Genomic DNA, 17,047 nt, shown 5'->3' with positions numbered 1-17,047 from the left:
GCTACTACTTCTCAGCGGACCACCGCCTCTCCCACACCCCGCGGATCACTGGCCGCCTTAACCCGCTTCCGCGCCCGGTCCCAAAATACCGCCTGCATATTCCCCCAGGGCCGTTCACGGGGCGACAGGGAATGCCCCAGAGCTTGCAAGTCTTTGACAAGCTCTCCAGCAAAAGCCTGGGGTTCATATTCCACCTCATCAGGAAAATACTGATGGTGAAAGCGAGGCTGGGAAACCAGGTGGGTTAAATCCGCCCCCGCCACGTGCTCCAGAACTCCGAGTAACACCATGGTGATAATACGGCTCCCCCCTGGCGTTCCCAATACCAACACCCCCTGTTCGTTCTCCACGAAGGTGGGAGTCATGCTCGATAAGGGCCTTTTCCCCGGCGCTATGGCATTCGCCTGGCTGCCAATCAGGCCATAGACATTAGGCACGCCAGGTGCGGCCGCAAAGTCGTCCATCTCATCATTGAGCAGAACTCCCGTGCCGGGCGGCATGAAACCCGAGCCGAAAGGGTAATTGATACTGAGCGTGGCGGCAACCCGATTTCCTTCCCGGTCGATAACAGAAAAATGCGTCGTATGGGGTCCACTATCTTGACTCTGAATACCGGGAAGATCAGCACTGGACGTGGCCCGATCCAGGCGAATACCGGCCCGCAGGCCAGCGCCATAATAGGGATGAGTCAACCTTTGCACAGGAACATCCACAAAATCCGGATCGCCCAGATACTGCGCCCGGTCCCGGTAAGCCCGGCGCATGGCCTCGATAATCAGATGGGTGCGAGTAGCGGCCGGCAGGGTGGAAAGATCCTCCTCGGCCAGAATATTCAGCATCGTTAATAAGGCAATGCCCCCCGAGGAAGGCGGGCTAGCGGAGATAATTTTAAAGCCCCGGTACTGGCCCCGCACCGGCGCTCTTTCCACCACTTGATATTGAGCCAAATCTTCCCGACTCCAGATTCCGCCCGCGGCTCGCACCCCCGCCACCAGGGCTTCCGCCACCGGCCCCTGGTAAAAACCCGCCGCGCCCCGTTGGGCAAGGGCTTCCAGGGTCGCCGCCAAAGCCGGTTGCTTAATCCGCGCCCCCAGGACGGGGACTTTTCCATCGGCCAGGAATACCTGACCGGCGGCGGGCCAGCGTTTAAGCACCGGGAGTCGAAAAGCCGCCCGGCGGCGGTAAGGCTTATCTACCTCAAATCCTTCCCGAGCATAACCCATGGCCGGCGCCAAGGTTTTAGCAAGGGATAAACGGCCATAATGCTCCGCCAAATGGGCCAAAGCCGCCGGCTGGCCAGGGATGGCCGCCGCTAGGGGTCCATCGATGGAGGCCCCCTGAATCAATGCGCCGGTTTCATCCAGATACATCCGGGCGGTTGCCGCCAAGGGCGCCCGCTCCCGGCCGTCAAGCATGACATCGGTGCCCTCCTTGGCAAGATGAAGCAACCAAAAGCCACCTCCACCCAATCCCGAACTATAGGGCTCCACCACCGCCAGGGCTGCGCTGACCGCCACAGCCGCATCAAAGGCATTCCCTCCCGCCGCCAGCACCTCATGGCCTGCCTGGGTAGCCAGGGGATGGGCGCTGGCAATTGCCGCCGCCGGCGGGCCCTCCCGGGCAAGCCCCAAACCGCCCCCAAAAATCAGCCAGACAAACAGCGCAATACGGAAGTAAATCGTCATTATCAACTAACTCCAGATAATTTTGCGTAGGGCGGGAAAGCGAAGCGCATCCCGCCATCAAGGTCATTCCATGGTCAAATCACATACTTTCTCGCTTGCCGCCCAATTCAACGGATAAAAACCCCGTTGCACAAAACGCTGGAAACTGGAATAGGGCCAATCGGCGGCTTTTTCCGTATGGCCATGCTTAACCGGGTTATAATGAATGTAATCCCCATGAAGCCAGAAATCTCGCTCATCGCGGATGACGTGCTCCCAAAATCGTCGCTGCCAGATGCCCCGTTCGCTCTTTTTCAGGCGGCGTGCCGAAAGCCTCTCGCCTGGAGGAATCCGGGCGGAGAAACGGGCTTTGATATCGTGCCAGCGCACCGAAAAATCACTATCGCCAGGGGGAAGCGTCCAGAGGCAATGGAGATGATCGGGCAGGATAACAATAGCCTCGATGGTAAAAGGCCGACGCCGACGCGCATCGGCGAAGGCAAGGCGTAAATCGTCGATATGCTCAGTCAGCAGGTGGCTTTGCCGCTCCAGCAAGGCCACGGTAAAGAAGAAAGTCCCGCCGGGAACGCAAGCGCGGAGATATCGAGGCATAGGAGCAGTATAATTAAATTGCGCAAGGTGGCGAAAGGCGGCACGGACTCCGTTACTTATCCATGGAATAACCTTAAAGGCGGGATGCGCTAACGCTTTCCCGCCCTACGGATTGAGAATTTAATGGGCGGAAGGTGTTGGCTTCAGCTTTTGCCAGGCTTCCCGATTCATCTGGATGCCTTCGGCATTGCGGATTTGATTGAGATGAGTTTGCACCACCTGGTTCAAGTGGGTTTCTCTAATTTTCTCCACCAATCTTTCCTTAACCTCTTCAAAAGATTTCGTTTTTGGGGCTTGCCGTTCCTCCAGGCGGATAATATGAAATCCAAACCGGCTTTTCACGACCGGGCTAATCTCTCCCGGTTGTTCCAGGGCAAAGGCGGCCTCCTCAAAGGGCTTGGTGGTCACGCCCTTAACGATAAATCCTAAATCCCCTTTATTTTTTTCAAGAGAAGGGTCTTCCGAATACTCAAGGGCCAATTCCGAAAAGGGCTTTTCTTCCGTGAGGGCTAGTTGGCGGACTTTCTCCGCCAGTTTCTTGGCTTCTTCCTCGGAACGCTCTTCGGTCTTGATTAGAATGTGGGAGACTTTTACTCGCTCCGGCTGCTGGTATTTTTCCGGGTTAGCCTGATAACGCTCCCGAGCCAGGGTCTCGAAATCCGGATTGTCCGCCAGGGCTTGCTGTCGCAACTGCCGGAGGCGGGCCTTGCCTAGAATTTCTTCCTTCTCCAGCTTGAGTTCCTGTTGGACTTCAGGGTTTTGGTCCAGACCCTGTTCCTGGGCTTCCCTGGCCAGCACCCGGTAGACGAATATTTTGTCCAGTAATTGGTGAATACGCTCCCCGCTGGCGGCCACATTGGCCCGGTATTGTTCCGGTATCGTTTCCAACTCCGCTTGAAAATCCGCCGGTGTCACCACCACATCCTTATACTGAATCAGTACCTCTTCCTCTGGCTCCGCCGCCCTTGCGCTGAAAGCCACCAGTGCGGACAAAATTAGGATTGATGTGATTCCACTTTTAAATCCAACCTGCATAGACATTATCACCCTTGGTTGTTAGCTTTTATTCAATTTCATAATGCCTCATTTTACTGCTAAACCCAAGTGGCAGCCCTTCATGGCGGGATGCGCTACGCTTTCCCGCCCTACTCACTTTATTGCTCAGAGATTTTTAGCTAAACATTATTGGGATAAAAATCCCTGTCTAGCACTTGTTCCAAGGGCCAGCCTGTTTGCTCGAAGGTGCTAGGGAAGGTGGTTTCAGGCTTATTGGTTTCTGCTACTGCTCTAAGCACGGCGCTTTCATAAGCTTCCGCGTTGATTGTTGAGAATTGAGACTGAAGGCTTGGATTATCTTTCAAGAGGCGTGTTACCCGTAACCGCTGCTCTTTAATCGTTGCCCGCCCACTATGGCCTCGCCTATCCGGCTGATACCGCCACTTGAGCAGGTGCATTAGCAGCACACTTAAACGGCTTTCAATCCCCCTACGCTCGCTTCTGCCCATGTCCTCCAGTTCCTCAATCAAAACCTCCGTGTTCACTTCATTCAATCTCCCTTGGCGTAGCTTCTCGATGGTCTCTTGCGTCCAAGCGTAATAGTCTTCGTTAGGGTGAGTCATAATAAACCGCCGTGGGAATATCAGAGGAAAATAGTTATCAAGGACTGGAATAGGACTTCTTCCTCTGCCAGCCTGGAATTATTTATATTTTAACCTGCTATAGTCGGTAGAGAAAGCGTTGTAGGGCGGGAAAGCGCAGCGCATCCCGCCGAAATCAAATTCTATTCATGGCGGGATGCGCTCCGCTTTCCCGCCCTACGGCTCTAAAAAACTTGTGCATAAAAAAACCTGCCCCAAATACTTGGGGCAGGTTGTTGACAACAGGGACAAGGAGTGAAAGAAACTCTCTACTTACCCCGTTTTTTCCAGAGACTAGGGCCGGACATACAAGGCGCAGGTCTTACCCTTCGGGCAAGAATCTCGCCCAATTGTCATATCAAAATGGCGGATATTGAAATAATAGGTTTCGCCTGGCTCCAGGCTGCAAACCTTGGGATTCCCCTTGAACCGCCCGGTGAAATCCACCAAAATCCGATCAGTCAAGGCTTCCTTACTACAACCCGGTACCACCGTAAAGTCCCCTGGACAACTGCTAATTACCGCCCATTTAACAGGACTAGGGCCTTGAGTATTCTCTGTAAACTGTATCTGTCCCCGGCCGTGACGGAAATGCTGCTCATCAAAAGCCAGGGCAACAGCTTGATTCCGTCTGATTTTAAAAGTAGTAAGGACTTTAGGTATGTTTTCCTCCAACACCGTTAATCCCGCAGGAACGGGACAGTCATTGGGAACAGGCGGCGTATTAGGGTCCGGGTCCGGGGTGAAAGGCGGATCAACCGGCTCTGTGGGTGGAGTTGGTGGGGTCGGGGAAGATTCATCCGCCACAATTTCAATATTATTGACGCCTCGGTATTCGTCCCCATCCAGAATCACGGTAAACCCACTGCTGCTCTGGGCCGCTACCAAGGCCGCCAGAGCTAAAAAATAGCGACTTTTCATCTTATCATCTCCATGATAACGGGCAATCTCAATTTATCGCCCTCATTGTCTCAAAAACCGTACATCTCTTGCCGGATGATTTTATCATCCCATATGAACCATGGGACCGGCATGGTGATCTCCTACTAGCCCAGGTTAGCGGCTATGGTAGCATTTCCTTAAGGCGAAAACCCTAGCCAATCTCTCACTTTTCATGACCCAAGACTCCATAAAAAAATGGGCGGACCTGACCGGCCCGCCCATTTTTCGTTAAAACAGCAACAAAAACGCAGCTAGGCTGCTAGGATTAAGTTCCCGAGCCTGAAATCTGCCGGCTAAAGGCATGGTCAAACATACCCCCATAGTTAATCAGCACACCCGCCTGATCCACCCCATTAACATATTCCTGGGTGGCGAAGCCAATCGCCGGCAAGCCGAAAAAGGTATTGCCTTCAAGGCTGGCTAGTTGATGGTCATCATCAATACTATTAACAAAGGAAAGTCGCATCCAACCATCAGGTCCCACCGAGGAGGTATCCACATTCAACTCTAACGCGGAACCCAAGACACTACTATTGTTAAAGGTAATGACATTAGTTTCCCAGCACAGGGCATTGCCTCCCGGCGGCTGGGGCGAAAAGTCCAGCCCCCCTGTCTGGGCTCGCTCTTCCCGGTTCCAAATGGCCAGCCCCACCGGCTCACAGGCGCCATCCGCCGTGAAAGTTTCGGTAAACGGAGGGGTAGGGATTGCAGTCTGGATATGGAAACGCTTGGTGGGGAAGGTGATGACCCAGTCGGTGCCCGCGCCAATGGACTCATTGGTCACAAAATAGTTCATGACCGCATTATGCATCAGCACTGAACTGGTGGCATCAAGCCCATTAACCCAAGTTGAGTTTACTACCGTGGGTACATTGGTGGCCCCCTGCTGGGACACAAAAACAGTGCTAACGGTATCCGCAGTTTGAAGACCGGGCAGTAAGGTTCCTGGATCAGTGTGGAAAGGGAAACCAAAATCAGGGTCAAAAAAGCAACACTTCTCCCAAGCCATCGGGGTTGACATTCACCGCCTGGGCGGTGTTCAGCATACCGGCGGAACCGGCAATTGCCAGCGAAACGGCCGTGGCCAATTTCGTTTTTCTCATCGCATTCTCCTTTTCTATATTTAGTGTCAAATAGCACCGAACAGGACTGATATCGGAACTTAAGAAATTAGCTTAATACTTTGCCTAAAGCAATTGATTTTTCAAAATTCTCCCCATAAAATCAATAAAACCCTGCAGCCTTTGATTTAATCTTCTGGCAGCAGCCACCACTGATCTTCCGTCTGGGTCCATTTTTCCTTAATGGGTCTTTCTCCTTCGTAGTGACTACCCGTGGGCGGGGTGGCATAGCGGTAGCGGAGGGTAAGCGTGACATCACAGGTGTTATCAGCGCAGGCAATCTTCTTCACCGTGGCTCCCTTCCATTGGACCTTATCGCCGATACGGGCCTGGTAAAGTTCCAGCGAGTTCACCGCTCGGTACCCCGGACTCAGATAACTATAGGCTTTCTCCATATCCCTCTGGGCAAGGGCCTGCCAGCGTTCAACGGCCCGCTGCCCTACCACCTCTTCAGGGGGAGGTGAACTACAACCACCTAATCCGGCGATCACCCACGTAAGAAAAAACAGCGTTAACCCGGTATTTCGACTGGAGCGGGAAAATCCGCCAGTCCAATAAAATAAAACTTGCAAGAACTTAAACGCTCCCTCTGTTATTGTAGTTTTTCCTTTTATCATCTAACTTGGATACTTGGAGTTTCGCCATGACTGGTAGCAGTTTTGTGCCTACAAAACTTCATCCGCCTGGAGAATTCGCGGTTCCTCGCAGCCGTCGGCGAAGGGGTTTCCTTGGCCTCCGTTGGTTTGCTGCTCCTCGCGCTTTCACTTCGGGTGCTCCCCACCCTAGGTTCCGTGAACAAGCGCATGCTAGCGCGAATTCATGGCGAAACGCAAACAATCTTGGCCCTCGCGCTTGATGCGCCGTTTCACTTCGCACAATTGCGAGGGAGTCATTCAACATCTATGTTTAATTCCAAAGAGTTAGAAGTCACTTTTTATCCTGAACGCTAACTTTCGCCTAGCAGAGGATAACTCCCTTAGCAAGCAACTTCAATACTCAATTGTAAGCTTTTTTTGTTAAAATGAAACAAAAAACACAAAATGTTGCACTAGAACAACAAAATCAAATGATTGATGGCTACCAGATAATTAATAAGCACTATTCATGCCATTTACATTCCTCCCCACTCAGCCACATTCCAAGATCTCTCGAAGGGCCAAGGAAGCCGAAGGAAACGCCTGGGGACTAAGGCTATCGCTAGGTTCATATTCCCGCATAGATTGATAATTTCTTCCCACAGGCTGTTGGTAAACCCAAAGCCGCTGCCCTGGAAGATCCACGATCCAACTCTCTACAATACCGGCTTCGGCATAGCGGGGCAACTTGAAATCCCGATCATACTCTAGGGAGCTTTCCGCCACTTCCAAGAGCAGCCACACATCTCCCGGACCCGGATGGGCGCTGGCGTAGAAATCCGGGCGTGGCTTGAGCAGAACCAAATCGGGCTGGGGTTCCGAATAGCGGGAAAGCCCTATGGGGCTTTGGACCCGGACAATCGCCCGCCCTCCCAGTTCCCGACTCAGCCAAGCCGTAAGGCGATCCACCGTGGCCGCATGACGGCTCCCAATAGGACTCATCTCCAGAATTTCCCCATCCCACAATTCTACCCGGTCGTCTTCCCGGAGGATACCGACCGCAGCCATCTGATGGTACTCCCAAGCGGTAAAAGCATGTCGTTTATGAACCTGCATTGCAATCCTGCCTGTCTGTCAGATGGGTGATCATTATCACCCCTTCAGTTTTTTTCCGCAAAGAAAAATCAAGGTTTCACGTCATTTTTGTCGGCAGAAGGCGACGGTTTTTCCTTATTTTCCTTTCGGGGAATAGCTATAGGGGCGATCCCTCCCATTTCCTCCGCCACGTCCGAGGCATTCCTCAGCTTCTCGCGGAACTCCTCGGTCACCAGGCGGGCTTCGTATTGATTACGTACCACCCGGGGAGTCATCAACACAATCAGCTCGGTGCGCGACTTGCTTTTTGCCGTAGCGCCGAAAAGAGGGCCGATGAGGGGCAATTTATGAAGAAATGGCAAGCCGCTGTCAGAAAACCGCTCATTGTCCCGGATCAAGCCCCCCAGCACAATAGTATCGCCGCTTTGCACCGTCACCACACTCCGGAAACTTCGTTGCAAGAAAGTCGGATTGTTGCCTACCGTTTGATTATTATTATCATCATCGCCGTCGCCCGAGGGAGCGGCGCTGGTAGGCAACTTAGTACCCCCCACATCGGTCACTTCCTGGGTAAGTTCCATGGTGACCCGGCCACCCGCATTAACCCGGGGGGTAACGGTCAGCAATACGCCCGTATCCCGGAACTGTATTCGGGTGGTTGAATTACCTCCTATACCAATGGTTGAACCTGTTTGTATAGGGATCTGGTCCCCTACTCGTATTTCCGCCGTTTGGTTATCCAGAACCAGCAATTGGGGCGAGGAGAGCACCTTTACCTTGGTTTGACTAGACAAAGTATCGAGCACAATACGCGCCGCGCCCGCAGCATCGAACAACCCATAGGTAAAGGTTGACGTTCCCGGGATCGCTGCTGTCAAAGCACCCCTGCCAAGGTAGTCCTTAACTCCCGTGTTCTCGAAAAACCAGCGGACCCCATATTGCAGATCATCCGTGAGGGTCACTTCTGCAATGGTAGCCTCCACTAGCACCTGGCGGGGAGGAATATCCAACTGATGGAGGGCTACCAGTATTTTTTCGTAAACAGGCGGAGGGGCGGAAATCAGTAAGGTATTATTTTCCACGTCGGGGATAACCCGCACCTCGGGTTTCTTATCCTCATCATCCTTAGCGCCAGGAAGCGTAAACTTAATACCCCCGGCCGCGGAGCCAGATGCCTGGGGGGATTCAGTCGCGTTTTCGGTACTCGCCTGAAACGCCCGCAGCTCTTCCTCCTGAGAAGCGTCAGGAGCTGCCCCCCGAGACGCCTTGAATCCCCTCAACCCGCCCATCTGGGAGGAACCAACGCCGCCCCGTGATGAGCCCAGGGTGCCGCCACCAAACCCCCCACCACCCCGGGATGACCCGAAACCCCCGCCGCCAAAGCCGCCACCCCGGGATGACCCAAACCCCCCGCTGCCTCCCCGGGAAGATGAGAACAATCCCACTGCCTGCTGGCCCGGCGCCACCCGGGCCGAGGAAATCCCACCCCCGCCTTCCAGCCCAAAGGCGGATTGCAGCAAAGCCGCTAGATGATCCGCCCGGCCGTGCTGAACCGGATAGACATAAAGCCGTTCGCTCTCCGTATCTTCTCCCTGGTCCAGCCGCTCTATCCAGGTTTTGGCTTCCTTCAGATACTGGGACTGGGAGGTGACCACTAAAATCCCGTTGAGACGTTCAATGGGTATAAAACGGAACATACCCGCCAAGGGGGTTGTTGCCTCGGGCCCCATCACTATATTTAATTCATTTACCAGCAGCTCGGCATCCGTATACTCTAGCCGATAGAGACCAACGGACATCCCCTCTAGCCAATTGACATCAAAGATATCGATGGTCTCCTGCCATTGGTCCAACTCTTTTGCCGTGCCGGCCAGGATAAGCAAATTCCGGGCGGGATCGACCCGGACTAACCCATCTTTGGGGACAAAAGGCTCAAGAATCTTCTCCATCTCTCCAGCCCCAATATAGTCCAGGGGCATGATCCGCACGTCGTAGCCCACAGTAGATTTCGCTCTGCTTAGGCGGGGCGAGAGGTTGCCTTGAACAGCCTGATTGAGGGGCACTATTTTATTCAATCCCTCGGCCTGGATTAAGGCTGCATTGTTTAGCCGCAGCAGCGTTTCCAGAGTCGGCATTAAGGCGTCCTTGGGCAGAGGGCGGCCAGTCTGGACGGTTACCGTTCCCTGCACCGCTCTATCAATGACGTAATTTTCCTCCAAAATATCGCCCAGTATGGTTTTGACCACCTCGCGGATATCAGTATTCTCAAAGTTGAGGAGAATAGCACCTTCCCGCACCTGGAAAGTCCGGGGCTTGCTCGCCGCCTCGCGGTTAATGAAATGATTACTTCCCGGATAGACTTCATCACTCTCCGGCTTCACCTCTTCCTCTTCGGCGGCTGGCGTTGCTTCGATCTTGGCGCTTTTGGCCACAGACGGAGCATCTTCCGAGGCAGAAATGGCAGCGGGGGAAGGCTCATTAGCCGACCCGGAGCCAGATGGCTGAGTCGCGCAAGCAACCAGAACACCCGCCCCTAAAAGGATGATCCACCAGGCCCATGTGGGCTGTCCGCTTTTTTTCTGTTCCCGCAACTTAATCCCCCTAAGTAACTATTTTCCCGCGCTGTGGCAGACGAGCTTTCTATCTTCTCCGCTGACAATTCGTCTCTATTGTATTGATGGGAACCTTCCCTAGTTTAAAATGTAAGCTCACCGCCTATGCTTTTTTTATGACCGCAGCAAACCACCGGACTTATCCGCCCATCTCATCGATGGTTTGAGCGCCGCACCGCCCGTCTCCGGCGCGGGGGCTTTCGCTCTGTTGACTCAAAATTCCGAATGAGTTCCAAAGTTTCCGAGCGGCCATCGTCCCTGAACAGCACCCGGTTGGGGAAAATTTGCTGCACTTTCCAACCTTCCAGTTTTTCCCCTTCACTCACCCGCAGGCTTTTATTATTTTTAATATCCTGTAGCAACGCCACGGTTTTTTCGGCCGTCACGACTACTCCACTCAAGATAAAAAGATCCTTGACATGGCTTTTTAGCCGCTCGGCTTCTTCCATGGCTTTCTTCCGGGCTTCCTCAGCCGCGGCTTTCTCAGGATCGGGGGGACGCCGACTAGGCCGGAAAAGGGGGCGGGCTACGATTTCTTCGTAGTTACCCAAAGGGGGCAGGGCGATTTCCTCACCCCGCTCCTGGGTAGGCACCAGATCCGCCAAATTTGGATTGGCAGGAGCGATTCTCTCTTCCTGCTCAAGTTGGAAGGGATACCTGGCCTCCAGGGCAATCACCACCACCACCAAGAGACATAATCCAGCGAGCAAGAATGCCAACGCCCGGTGATTAGGCGCCGCTGACCGCACTATTCCCCCGCATATAGCCGTAGAGCTCGAAACTAATCGTTAACTGGGTCTCTTCAATGATGGTACGCCGATCATGGCGGCTGCGGCGCCGGATCTGGCGGCTACGGACCTGAAGATCATCCACGAATAACAGGGGCCGGGAAGCTTCCAAATCATATAAAACTTTCTGCAAAATTTCGGTATCGCCGGTCATTCGAACCCTAATTCCGACCTTTGGAAAAAGTTCATTTTCAACCACCGGTAAGCTTTGCGTGCTAGTGAGCACGCCCCCACTGGACTCCACCACCGCCTTAACCCGCCGGCGCAGCTCAGTAGCCGCCAGGGGAGCAGACTGTTGCTCCAAATAATAGGCATTGGCGGCTTGCTTTCGCTGCAATTGCTTTAGTCTGGCTTCCAGGGTCGGCCTGCTAGCGATAATCTGGTTGTATCTTGCAAGCCGCTGTTGCATGGAAGCGATATTTTCATGATAAAACCCATGCTTGGCAATGACGGGCTGAATCAAAACAAAATAAGCCATCAATAAAACCAACAATAATAATCCCACAGCTGCGGCGCAATGCCCTTTCTCCGACAAATGAAGGTTCATGGCAAAGGCAGTCCCTCCAACTTAGGGATCTGGGCGGTAATATGGAAGCGGTCTCGCCCCGTCCTGGCGTTGGTGGTGACGGGGGAACGGAATTGAACGCTCTGAAAATAAGGAGAGACCTCTAATAAGGCAATAAGGGCCGAGGCCTCAGCGGCTTCCCCCCGGATATCCAGTTCCGCTTTCCCTCTTGAAAAAGTAAGCTGCTGAAGCCACACATTATCCGGCAGAATACGGGTAAGCTCATAGAGAAGTTCAACCGCTGAGGGGTATTCCTGTTTTTCCTTCCCTAAAAATGCCGAAGCCTCGACCACTTTCTCCAGTTGCTGGCGAATAGCCATCACGGATTCCGCCTTTTGCTGGGCGGCTGCAACCTGGGGCATCAGCTCAATCACTACCGTGCGTGCTTGCCATAGGGGCAGCAGGATAGCCCCTGCCACCAGGAGAAGTAGCACCAAACCGAGCCCCATATTAAGGCGCGGCAAGGGCCTGACTTTAGAGGTGCGTTTTTCTTCTGGCAACAGATTAGTTTGTCCCCTATCTGCACCTGCCACATCGACCACAGCAGGCTGGAGTCCCCAGTGGGATAACCGCTCCAGCCACTCGTCCAGGATACGCCGGGGCACGACAATCAAGCTGACGGTTATCCGACGCGCGGCCAAATTACGTTCCCTGATTGCAAAATCGTAGTAAACTTGATTGGCGGTAAAAGGCGTGTGGCGTTCCATTTCAAAGGCCAACACTTGGCGTAAATTCTCTTCCGCCGCGCTAGGCAGCACCAGAGACTTGGACAGTACCTGCCTTGGTGGCAGGCGGAATACCAGGACCGTATCCTCCTCCCCAAGGATTTTATCCCACTGGGCCGCACCCTCGTAAAAGCCGAGATTTTCCTTGGATTCGCCTCGCTCCCGCTGAACCCGCACACCACTTCCCTGGGGCTCCAGCACCACGCTCGTGGTCTCGCGCCAAAACCACTGTCGCACCCGCCGGGGGAGGCAACCTAGTAATCCTTGTCCCCACCAATCGAGGAAACTACTAATATTCAGAGACGACACTATCTCTTTAGAAAAGATCTGAGTGCCTTTCCCTTGGTGCTTTGCCTGGCGCTTGGTGGCGCTCATCGGGATATATCCTTACCCATGGCTTCCTTTTTTAAAAGCGCTTGCTGATAAAAACAAAGCAGGCAAGCAGATCTTTAGACTCTTCGTGCATACAACACTATTTTCCGCTTCACGGGAGCGGTTGAACCGCACGAAACCAGCCCTGTTCTTGCCAAAATTCTTATTGAAATATGTTCCTGCATAGTGGCCTCTGGCATCGTTATACCGCCAGGAAAAACATTCTGTTCTGAGTATATTCGGCAGGGGATGCTCGCACTTGAAACCGATCTCAATATCAGGATAGTTATAGGTTTTCCCGCCATTGGAGTATGGACGAATTAGGGATAAAACCTCCCGCACCGGAACCGAGAGCAATCACCGCTTCTATAACGGCGGCGCCTCCTTCTTTTGGTTTAGCTTCAGCGCGCACACTATACGCCAAACCGCTCGCCTGGGCCAAATATCCCCCGCCAATAGGCGGCAATGGCGGCGGTATGTCTCCCCTGACCGCCGTCACCCTTCGTTCCTCAAGATAAGATTCAATTAATTGGAGATCTACCCCTGGTATCGCTAGCAGCACTTCTCTTGGCGCTACCGTGGGATCGATCCCCGGTTGCCCTGAATAAACCGTTAATGACGGCGCCATGCGCTGATACAAGGCCGACGAAATCCCTAAAACTTGCTGCAATTCCGTAACGTCATCAAAAGGGCCGTCCTTGGCGCCATAGGGTAATCCCGCGGCAAGGTAATCCTTATCTTCCGCCCCCTCCACAAGAGGAATATCATCCGGATCACGCCAATCCTCGATGGCATCCAGCAAGCGGTTCTGCCCATCCGCGGGCACGCCCGCCGCCATCAGTAATCCGCCTAACAACTCCCGGCTGGCAGTATTCAGATCAATCAAACCGGCCACATCCCGAACAGAAATCATGACGGTTTCCGTGCCAAATTTCCACGGATAAGGGACACCATTAGGAGGAAAACGGCGCAAGGGGAGAGGACGAAGCATATCCAGAGCGGCATAGGCAATACCCGCCTCCGCCAGAGCCCGGGCCTTCGCCCGCCCCACCACATTAACGGCCAGGGTGGATTCAATGCGTAAGGTGTAAGTAAAACTGCCAGCGATAATAGCTAACAAGGTCAGCATCCACAACACCATAATCAGGGCAATTCCATGTTCCCTACACATGGGTTTACTCCGGGATAGGCTGAGCATCGCCAGGAAACGAAGAGTCAGAACCAAAATCAATCGCGGGGTGTCCGCCCATCCCCAGGCCACCTCCTATTCCGCCCTCGGAGGGCTCCGTCCGAATAGGCACCACCAGCTCGGGCCACGCCCCGTTCTGGGTATGGACTTCCACACGAACCAATTGGGGTGGCTCCTGGGGATTTTCCCAGTGCCCACGCCACTCAGGAATTGTTCCCCCGACCTCCCGGCCAAAATAGGAAAAGGTGGCTGTTTCTACAGCTTTCAGCAATACCTCCTCCTCTCGCTCCTCCACTTCTTGTTGTCCCGCTGGCCGATAAGGCCACCAACGCATGACCAGGCGAGACTCGCCGCCCTCCTGAATAACCTCAAAAATTATCCAATAAAGCCCACCAAGACCTAAGCGGGTTAGGAGAGGCGCCACAAATTGCATGGTGTTTGGGGTACCCGCAAAAGTCGCGACTTGGCCCCGTTCAGGATCGCTGTAGAAAAGCAATTTCTGCTCCCGAATCTGACGCCGGAACAAACCTTCTATGGCTCTTACTTTCTCTACCGCCGCCAGCCTTTTCTCGGTAGCTTCCCAGCTTCGGGTCGACAGCCGCAGAGCACTGAACAGAATGACCAAAATCATCCCCACCAAAGTCATGGCAATCAACAGCTCCACCAATGTGAATCCCTGACGGTGGCGCAATATCCCACGCTCCGGCCGAAGCCGGGATAAAACCGCCCTGGAAGGAGATTCTTTGAGGAACGCCGCGCACATGCTATGACTCCGCCTAATATAAAGGTTAATATAATCCACGTTCGGAGCAGAGATTTGAAAGCACGCAGGCGGAAAACGTGGCGCATCCCATCCCGCCCTGCCTTTTCTCCTAACAAGCTCTCGGACCACTATCCAAGATTGACGTTAACATAAGCAAATTAAAAAGCCCACACAGGAATATTACTCAAGAAATGGGCATAGAAAAGCTGCTAGCGAAAGCCCGTCAATTACAGGCCGCAAACCGAGTTCAGGAAGGCACCCAAATCTACCGCCAAATCCTGGCCAAACACCCTAATCACTCAATTGCCCTCCTGGGCTTGGGCAATGCTGCCCTTCAAAACAAAGATTTTACCGCAGCTATCCAATGGCTAGAGCGTCTGCTTGCGGTTATCGGCCCCAAAAGACAGCTATTAACCACCCTGAGTATGGCCCACAGTAATTGTGGCTCCCGCCTGTTCGAGAACGTCATGCTGCCCCAGGCCCATGCTCATTTCCGGCGCGCCTTGGAACTCGATCCCCGTAACCGGCTTGCCTGGCGCAATTTAGTGCTCGCTCAACTCCAGCAAGGAGACAACCAAGCCGCAGTTGCCAGCGCCCGCCAGGCAAGCATCCTCGATCCGCGGGATCATGAAATCCGTTTGCTGCTAGCGCGGGCCCTCCTCGCTAACCAGCAACACCCCGCGGGACTGGGATTGCTCGCTATCCTAACAAATATTCCCCTCCCTGATGAGATTGCCCTGGGTGTGGCCGAACAATGGCTGCTTTACCATCAACCGCAACGTGCCTGGGCGTTGCTAGAGCGGCAACAAAATATTAGCGCAGACCCCAAGGCATTAATATCTCGCATTATGATTCTCGCTCGCCGCCATGGGGAAAACTGGCAAGCAGCCCAATGGCTGCGCCGCTGGCTTAAGCGCCACAGCGCTCAGGAAAAACAATGGTTAGCTTTTGCCCGCGTCCTCGACCGGGCCGGCGAGGCCCGAAAAGCCATGACCGTCTACCAACATATTCTGACGGCCAACCCCGATGCCTGGCAAGCACGGCTAGGCGCGGCCCTCACCCTGCCGGTTGTCTACCATGATCGCCAGCACCTGGCCACCACACGGAGCCGGTACCGAAAAGAACTGCAAGCCCTCAAGGAGTGGCAACCGGCAAGTCCACCGTGGCTAGAAGATCTGCTCTGGTCCAACTTCTTCCTGGCTTACCAAGGCGGGAATGATGCTTCCCTACAGCGAGATTACGGTGATTGGCTCCATCATTGGGCCAGCCATGCCCTGGATGCCCCTAGCCCAGTTCGCTGCAAGCACTCCAGGCCGCGCCGTATCGGCCTAGTGTCAAGCGCCTTTCGCGACTGCACGGTAGGCCATTACTTTGGTCGCTGGCCGGAGGCCCTGGGGCGAGGGGGCTTTGAAGTCATCGTTTACCAATTAGGCCCAAAGCGGGATCACCATACCCGGATCGTGGCCGATTCAGCCAGTAAATTCCGCTACCTGGACGGCCGCCTTGCCTCTTGCGCGGCCCAAATAGCGGCGGATCGGCTAGATGCCCTCATTTACCCGGAGCTGGGCATGGATGCCCGGCTGCTGGTGCTGGCCGCCCTTCGCTTAGCCCCGTTTCAGGGCTGTGCTTGGGGCCATCCTGTCACCAGCGGACTGCCCACCATGGACATTTACTTCTCCTGCGCCACCATGGAGCCGCCCGAAGCTCGGACCCATTACCGTGAGCGATTGCTGTCCCTGCCGGGACTAGGCACTAGCTACCCAGCCCCACCTGAACCCCCTCCCGCCGACCGGAACGACCTTGGCCTGCCAGAGAAACGCACTCTCTACCTCCTGCCCCAGTCGCCCTTTAAAATTCATCCGGATGCCGATGCCCTGGTAGCCCAGTTGCTGGCCGAGGATAGGCAGGGAATGTTGGTACTATTTACCGGTCAGGATCGCCGGGTTACGGACAAACTGCTGACGCGCCTGGGGGCGGCCTTAACCCAAGCGGGAGCTGACCCAGAACGCCAACTGCTGTTGCTGCCTACTACGTCTCGCGCGCGCTATTTGCAAATCAACCGCTGCTGCGATCTCATGCTGGATACGCCCCATTGGTCGGGGGGCAATACTGCCCTGGATGCCCTGGGTTCCGGGCTTCCTCTCATTGCTCTGCCCAGCACCTACATGCGGGGGCGGCAAAGCGCAGCCATGCTAAATTTGCTGGAACTTCCTGAGTTGGTTGCCCAGGATGCCGGAGATTATGTGCGTAAAGTCCTCCAGTATGGCCGGGACAAAGCAGCCAACCAAGCCTTGCGAGTGCGGATTCTTGCCCGGCGCAATCGTCTCTTTGATCAGCAAGCACCTCTTGATGCGTTGACCGCCTTTTTTAAATCCTTGAGCTAATAA

Annotated in this window: 16 protein-coding genes; 1 reads left to right on the top strand and 15 read right to left on the bottom strand. The window is 54.2% G+C overall.

What is annotated here, in order from left to right; all coding sequences use genetic code 11:
- Positions 1–11: 11 nt before the first annotated feature.
- From ggt to NOC_RS04150, 15 genes are all read right to left on the bottom strand, one after another.
- Entirely contained in the window at positions 12–1,685 is a 1,674-nt protein-coding gene (gene ggt, locus NOC_RS04220; protein ID WP_002809637.1) for a gamma-glutamyltransferase, read from the bottom strand.
- 63 nt (positions 1,686–1,748) lie between these two features.
- The gene (locus tag NOC_RS04215) at positions 1,749–2,276 is read right to left on the bottom strand and encodes an REP-associated tyrosine transposase (RefSeq protein ID WP_002811771.1); all 528 of its coding nucleotides are present in this window, start codon (positions 2,274–2,276) and stop codon (positions 1,749–1,751) included.
- 120 nt (positions 2,277–2,396) lie between these two features.
- The gene (locus NOC_RS04210; RefSeq protein ID WP_002811580.1) at positions 2,397–3,311 is read right to left on the bottom strand and encodes a peptidylprolyl isomerase; all 915 of its coding nucleotides are present in this window, start codon (positions 3,309–3,311) and stop codon (positions 2,397–2,399) included.
- A gap of 140 nt (positions 3,312–3,451) precedes the next feature.
- Positions 3,452–3,895 carry a DUF29 domain-containing protein gene (locus tag NOC_RS04205; RefSeq protein WP_002808666.1) on the bottom strand — a complete coding sequence of 148 codons (444 nt, stop codon included), beginning with the start codon at positions 3,893–3,895 and terminating at the stop codon, positions 3,452–3,454.
- A 312-nt stretch (positions 3,896–4,207) separates the two neighbouring features.
- Positions 4,208–4,834: a hypothetical protein gene (locus NOC_RS04200; RefSeq protein ID WP_002809947.1), complete on the bottom strand. Its 627-nt coding sequence runs from the start codon at positions 4,832–4,834 to the stop codon at positions 4,208–4,210.
- Positions 4,835–5,120: 286 nt separating this feature from the next.
- The gene (locus NOC_RS04195) at positions 5,121–5,876 is read right to left on the bottom strand and encodes a hypothetical protein (RefSeq protein WP_244860050.1); all 756 of its coding nucleotides are present in this window, start codon (positions 5,874–5,876) and stop codon (positions 5,121–5,123) included.
- A complete protein-coding gene (locus NOC_RS18335; protein WP_280513605.1) occupies positions 5,836–5,958 on the bottom strand; it encodes a hypothetical protein in 123 nt (40 codons plus the stop codon). Before NOC_RS18335 ends, NOC_RS04195 begins: the two co-directional genes overlap by 41 nt.
- A 146-nt stretch (positions 5,959–6,104) precedes the next feature.
- Positions 6,105–6,548, bottom strand: coding sequence for a hypothetical protein (locus tag NOC_RS04190; RefSeq protein ID WP_244860048.1), 444 nt, complete (start codon positions 6,546–6,548; stop codon positions 6,105–6,107).
- Positions 6,549–7,103: 555 nt separating this feature from the next.
- Positions 7,104–7,667 (bottom strand): Uma2 family endonuclease, encoded by a 564-nt coding sequence (locus NOC_RS04180; protein WP_002813694.1) that lies wholly within the window; start codon positions 7,665–7,667, stop codon positions 7,104–7,106.
- A gap of 68 nt (positions 7,668–7,735) precedes the next feature.
- Entirely contained in the window at positions 7,736–10,237 is a 2,502-nt protein-coding gene (gene gspD / locus NOC_RS04175; protein WP_002812803.1) for a type II secretion system secretin GspD, read from the bottom strand.
- 173 nt (positions 10,238–10,410) lie between these two features.
- On the bottom strand, positions 10,411–11,007 hold the full coding sequence (locus NOC_RS04170; protein WP_002811918.1) for a pilus assembly protein PilZ: 597 nt from the start codon (positions 11,005–11,007) through the stop codon (positions 10,411–10,413).
- Positions 10,988–11,593: a type II secretion system protein GspM gene (gene gspM, locus NOC_RS04165; RefSeq protein ID WP_002813702.1), complete on the bottom strand. Its 606-nt coding sequence runs from the start codon at positions 11,591–11,593 to the stop codon at positions 10,988–10,990. Before gspM ends, NOC_RS04170 begins: the two co-directional genes overlap by 20 nt.
- Entirely contained in the window at positions 11,590–12,711 is a 1,122-nt protein-coding gene (locus tag NOC_RS04160; RefSeq protein WP_002812921.1) for a PilN domain-containing protein, read from the bottom strand. Before NOC_RS04160 ends, gspM begins: the two co-directional genes overlap by 4 nt.
- 283 nt (positions 12,712–12,994) lie before the next feature.
- On the bottom strand, positions 12,995–13,879 hold the full coding sequence (locus tag NOC_RS04155) for a general secretion pathway protein GspK (protein ID WP_002813385.1): 885 nt from the start codon (positions 13,877–13,879) through the stop codon (positions 12,995–12,997).
- A gap of 4 nt (positions 13,880–13,883) precedes the next feature.
- Complete coding sequence (locus NOC_RS04150; RefSeq protein ID WP_002814265.1) at positions 13,884–14,660, bottom strand: prepilin-type N-terminal cleavage/methylation domain-containing protein; 777 nt, start codon at positions 14,658–14,660, stop codon at positions 13,884–13,886.
- A gap of 191 nt (positions 14,661–14,851) precedes the next feature.
- Here NOC_RS04150 and NOC_RS04145 point away from each other — a divergent pair, with 191 nt between their 5' ends.
- Positions 14,852–17,044 (top strand): tetratricopeptide repeat protein, encoded by a 2,193-nt coding sequence (locus NOC_RS04145; protein WP_002812323.1) that lies wholly within the window; start codon positions 14,852–14,854, stop codon positions 17,042–17,044.
- Positions 17,045–17,047: the final 3 nt, after the last annotated feature.

The organism is Nitrosococcus oceani ATCC 19707, from assembly GCF_000012805.1.
Taxonomy (GTDB): Bacteria; Pseudomonadota; Gammaproteobacteria; order Nitrosococcales; family Nitrosococcaceae; genus Nitrosococcus; species Nitrosococcus oceani.
The sequence above is the reverse complement of the archived record's forward strand: the minus strand, read 5'-3'. Positions and strand labels throughout refer to the sequence as shown.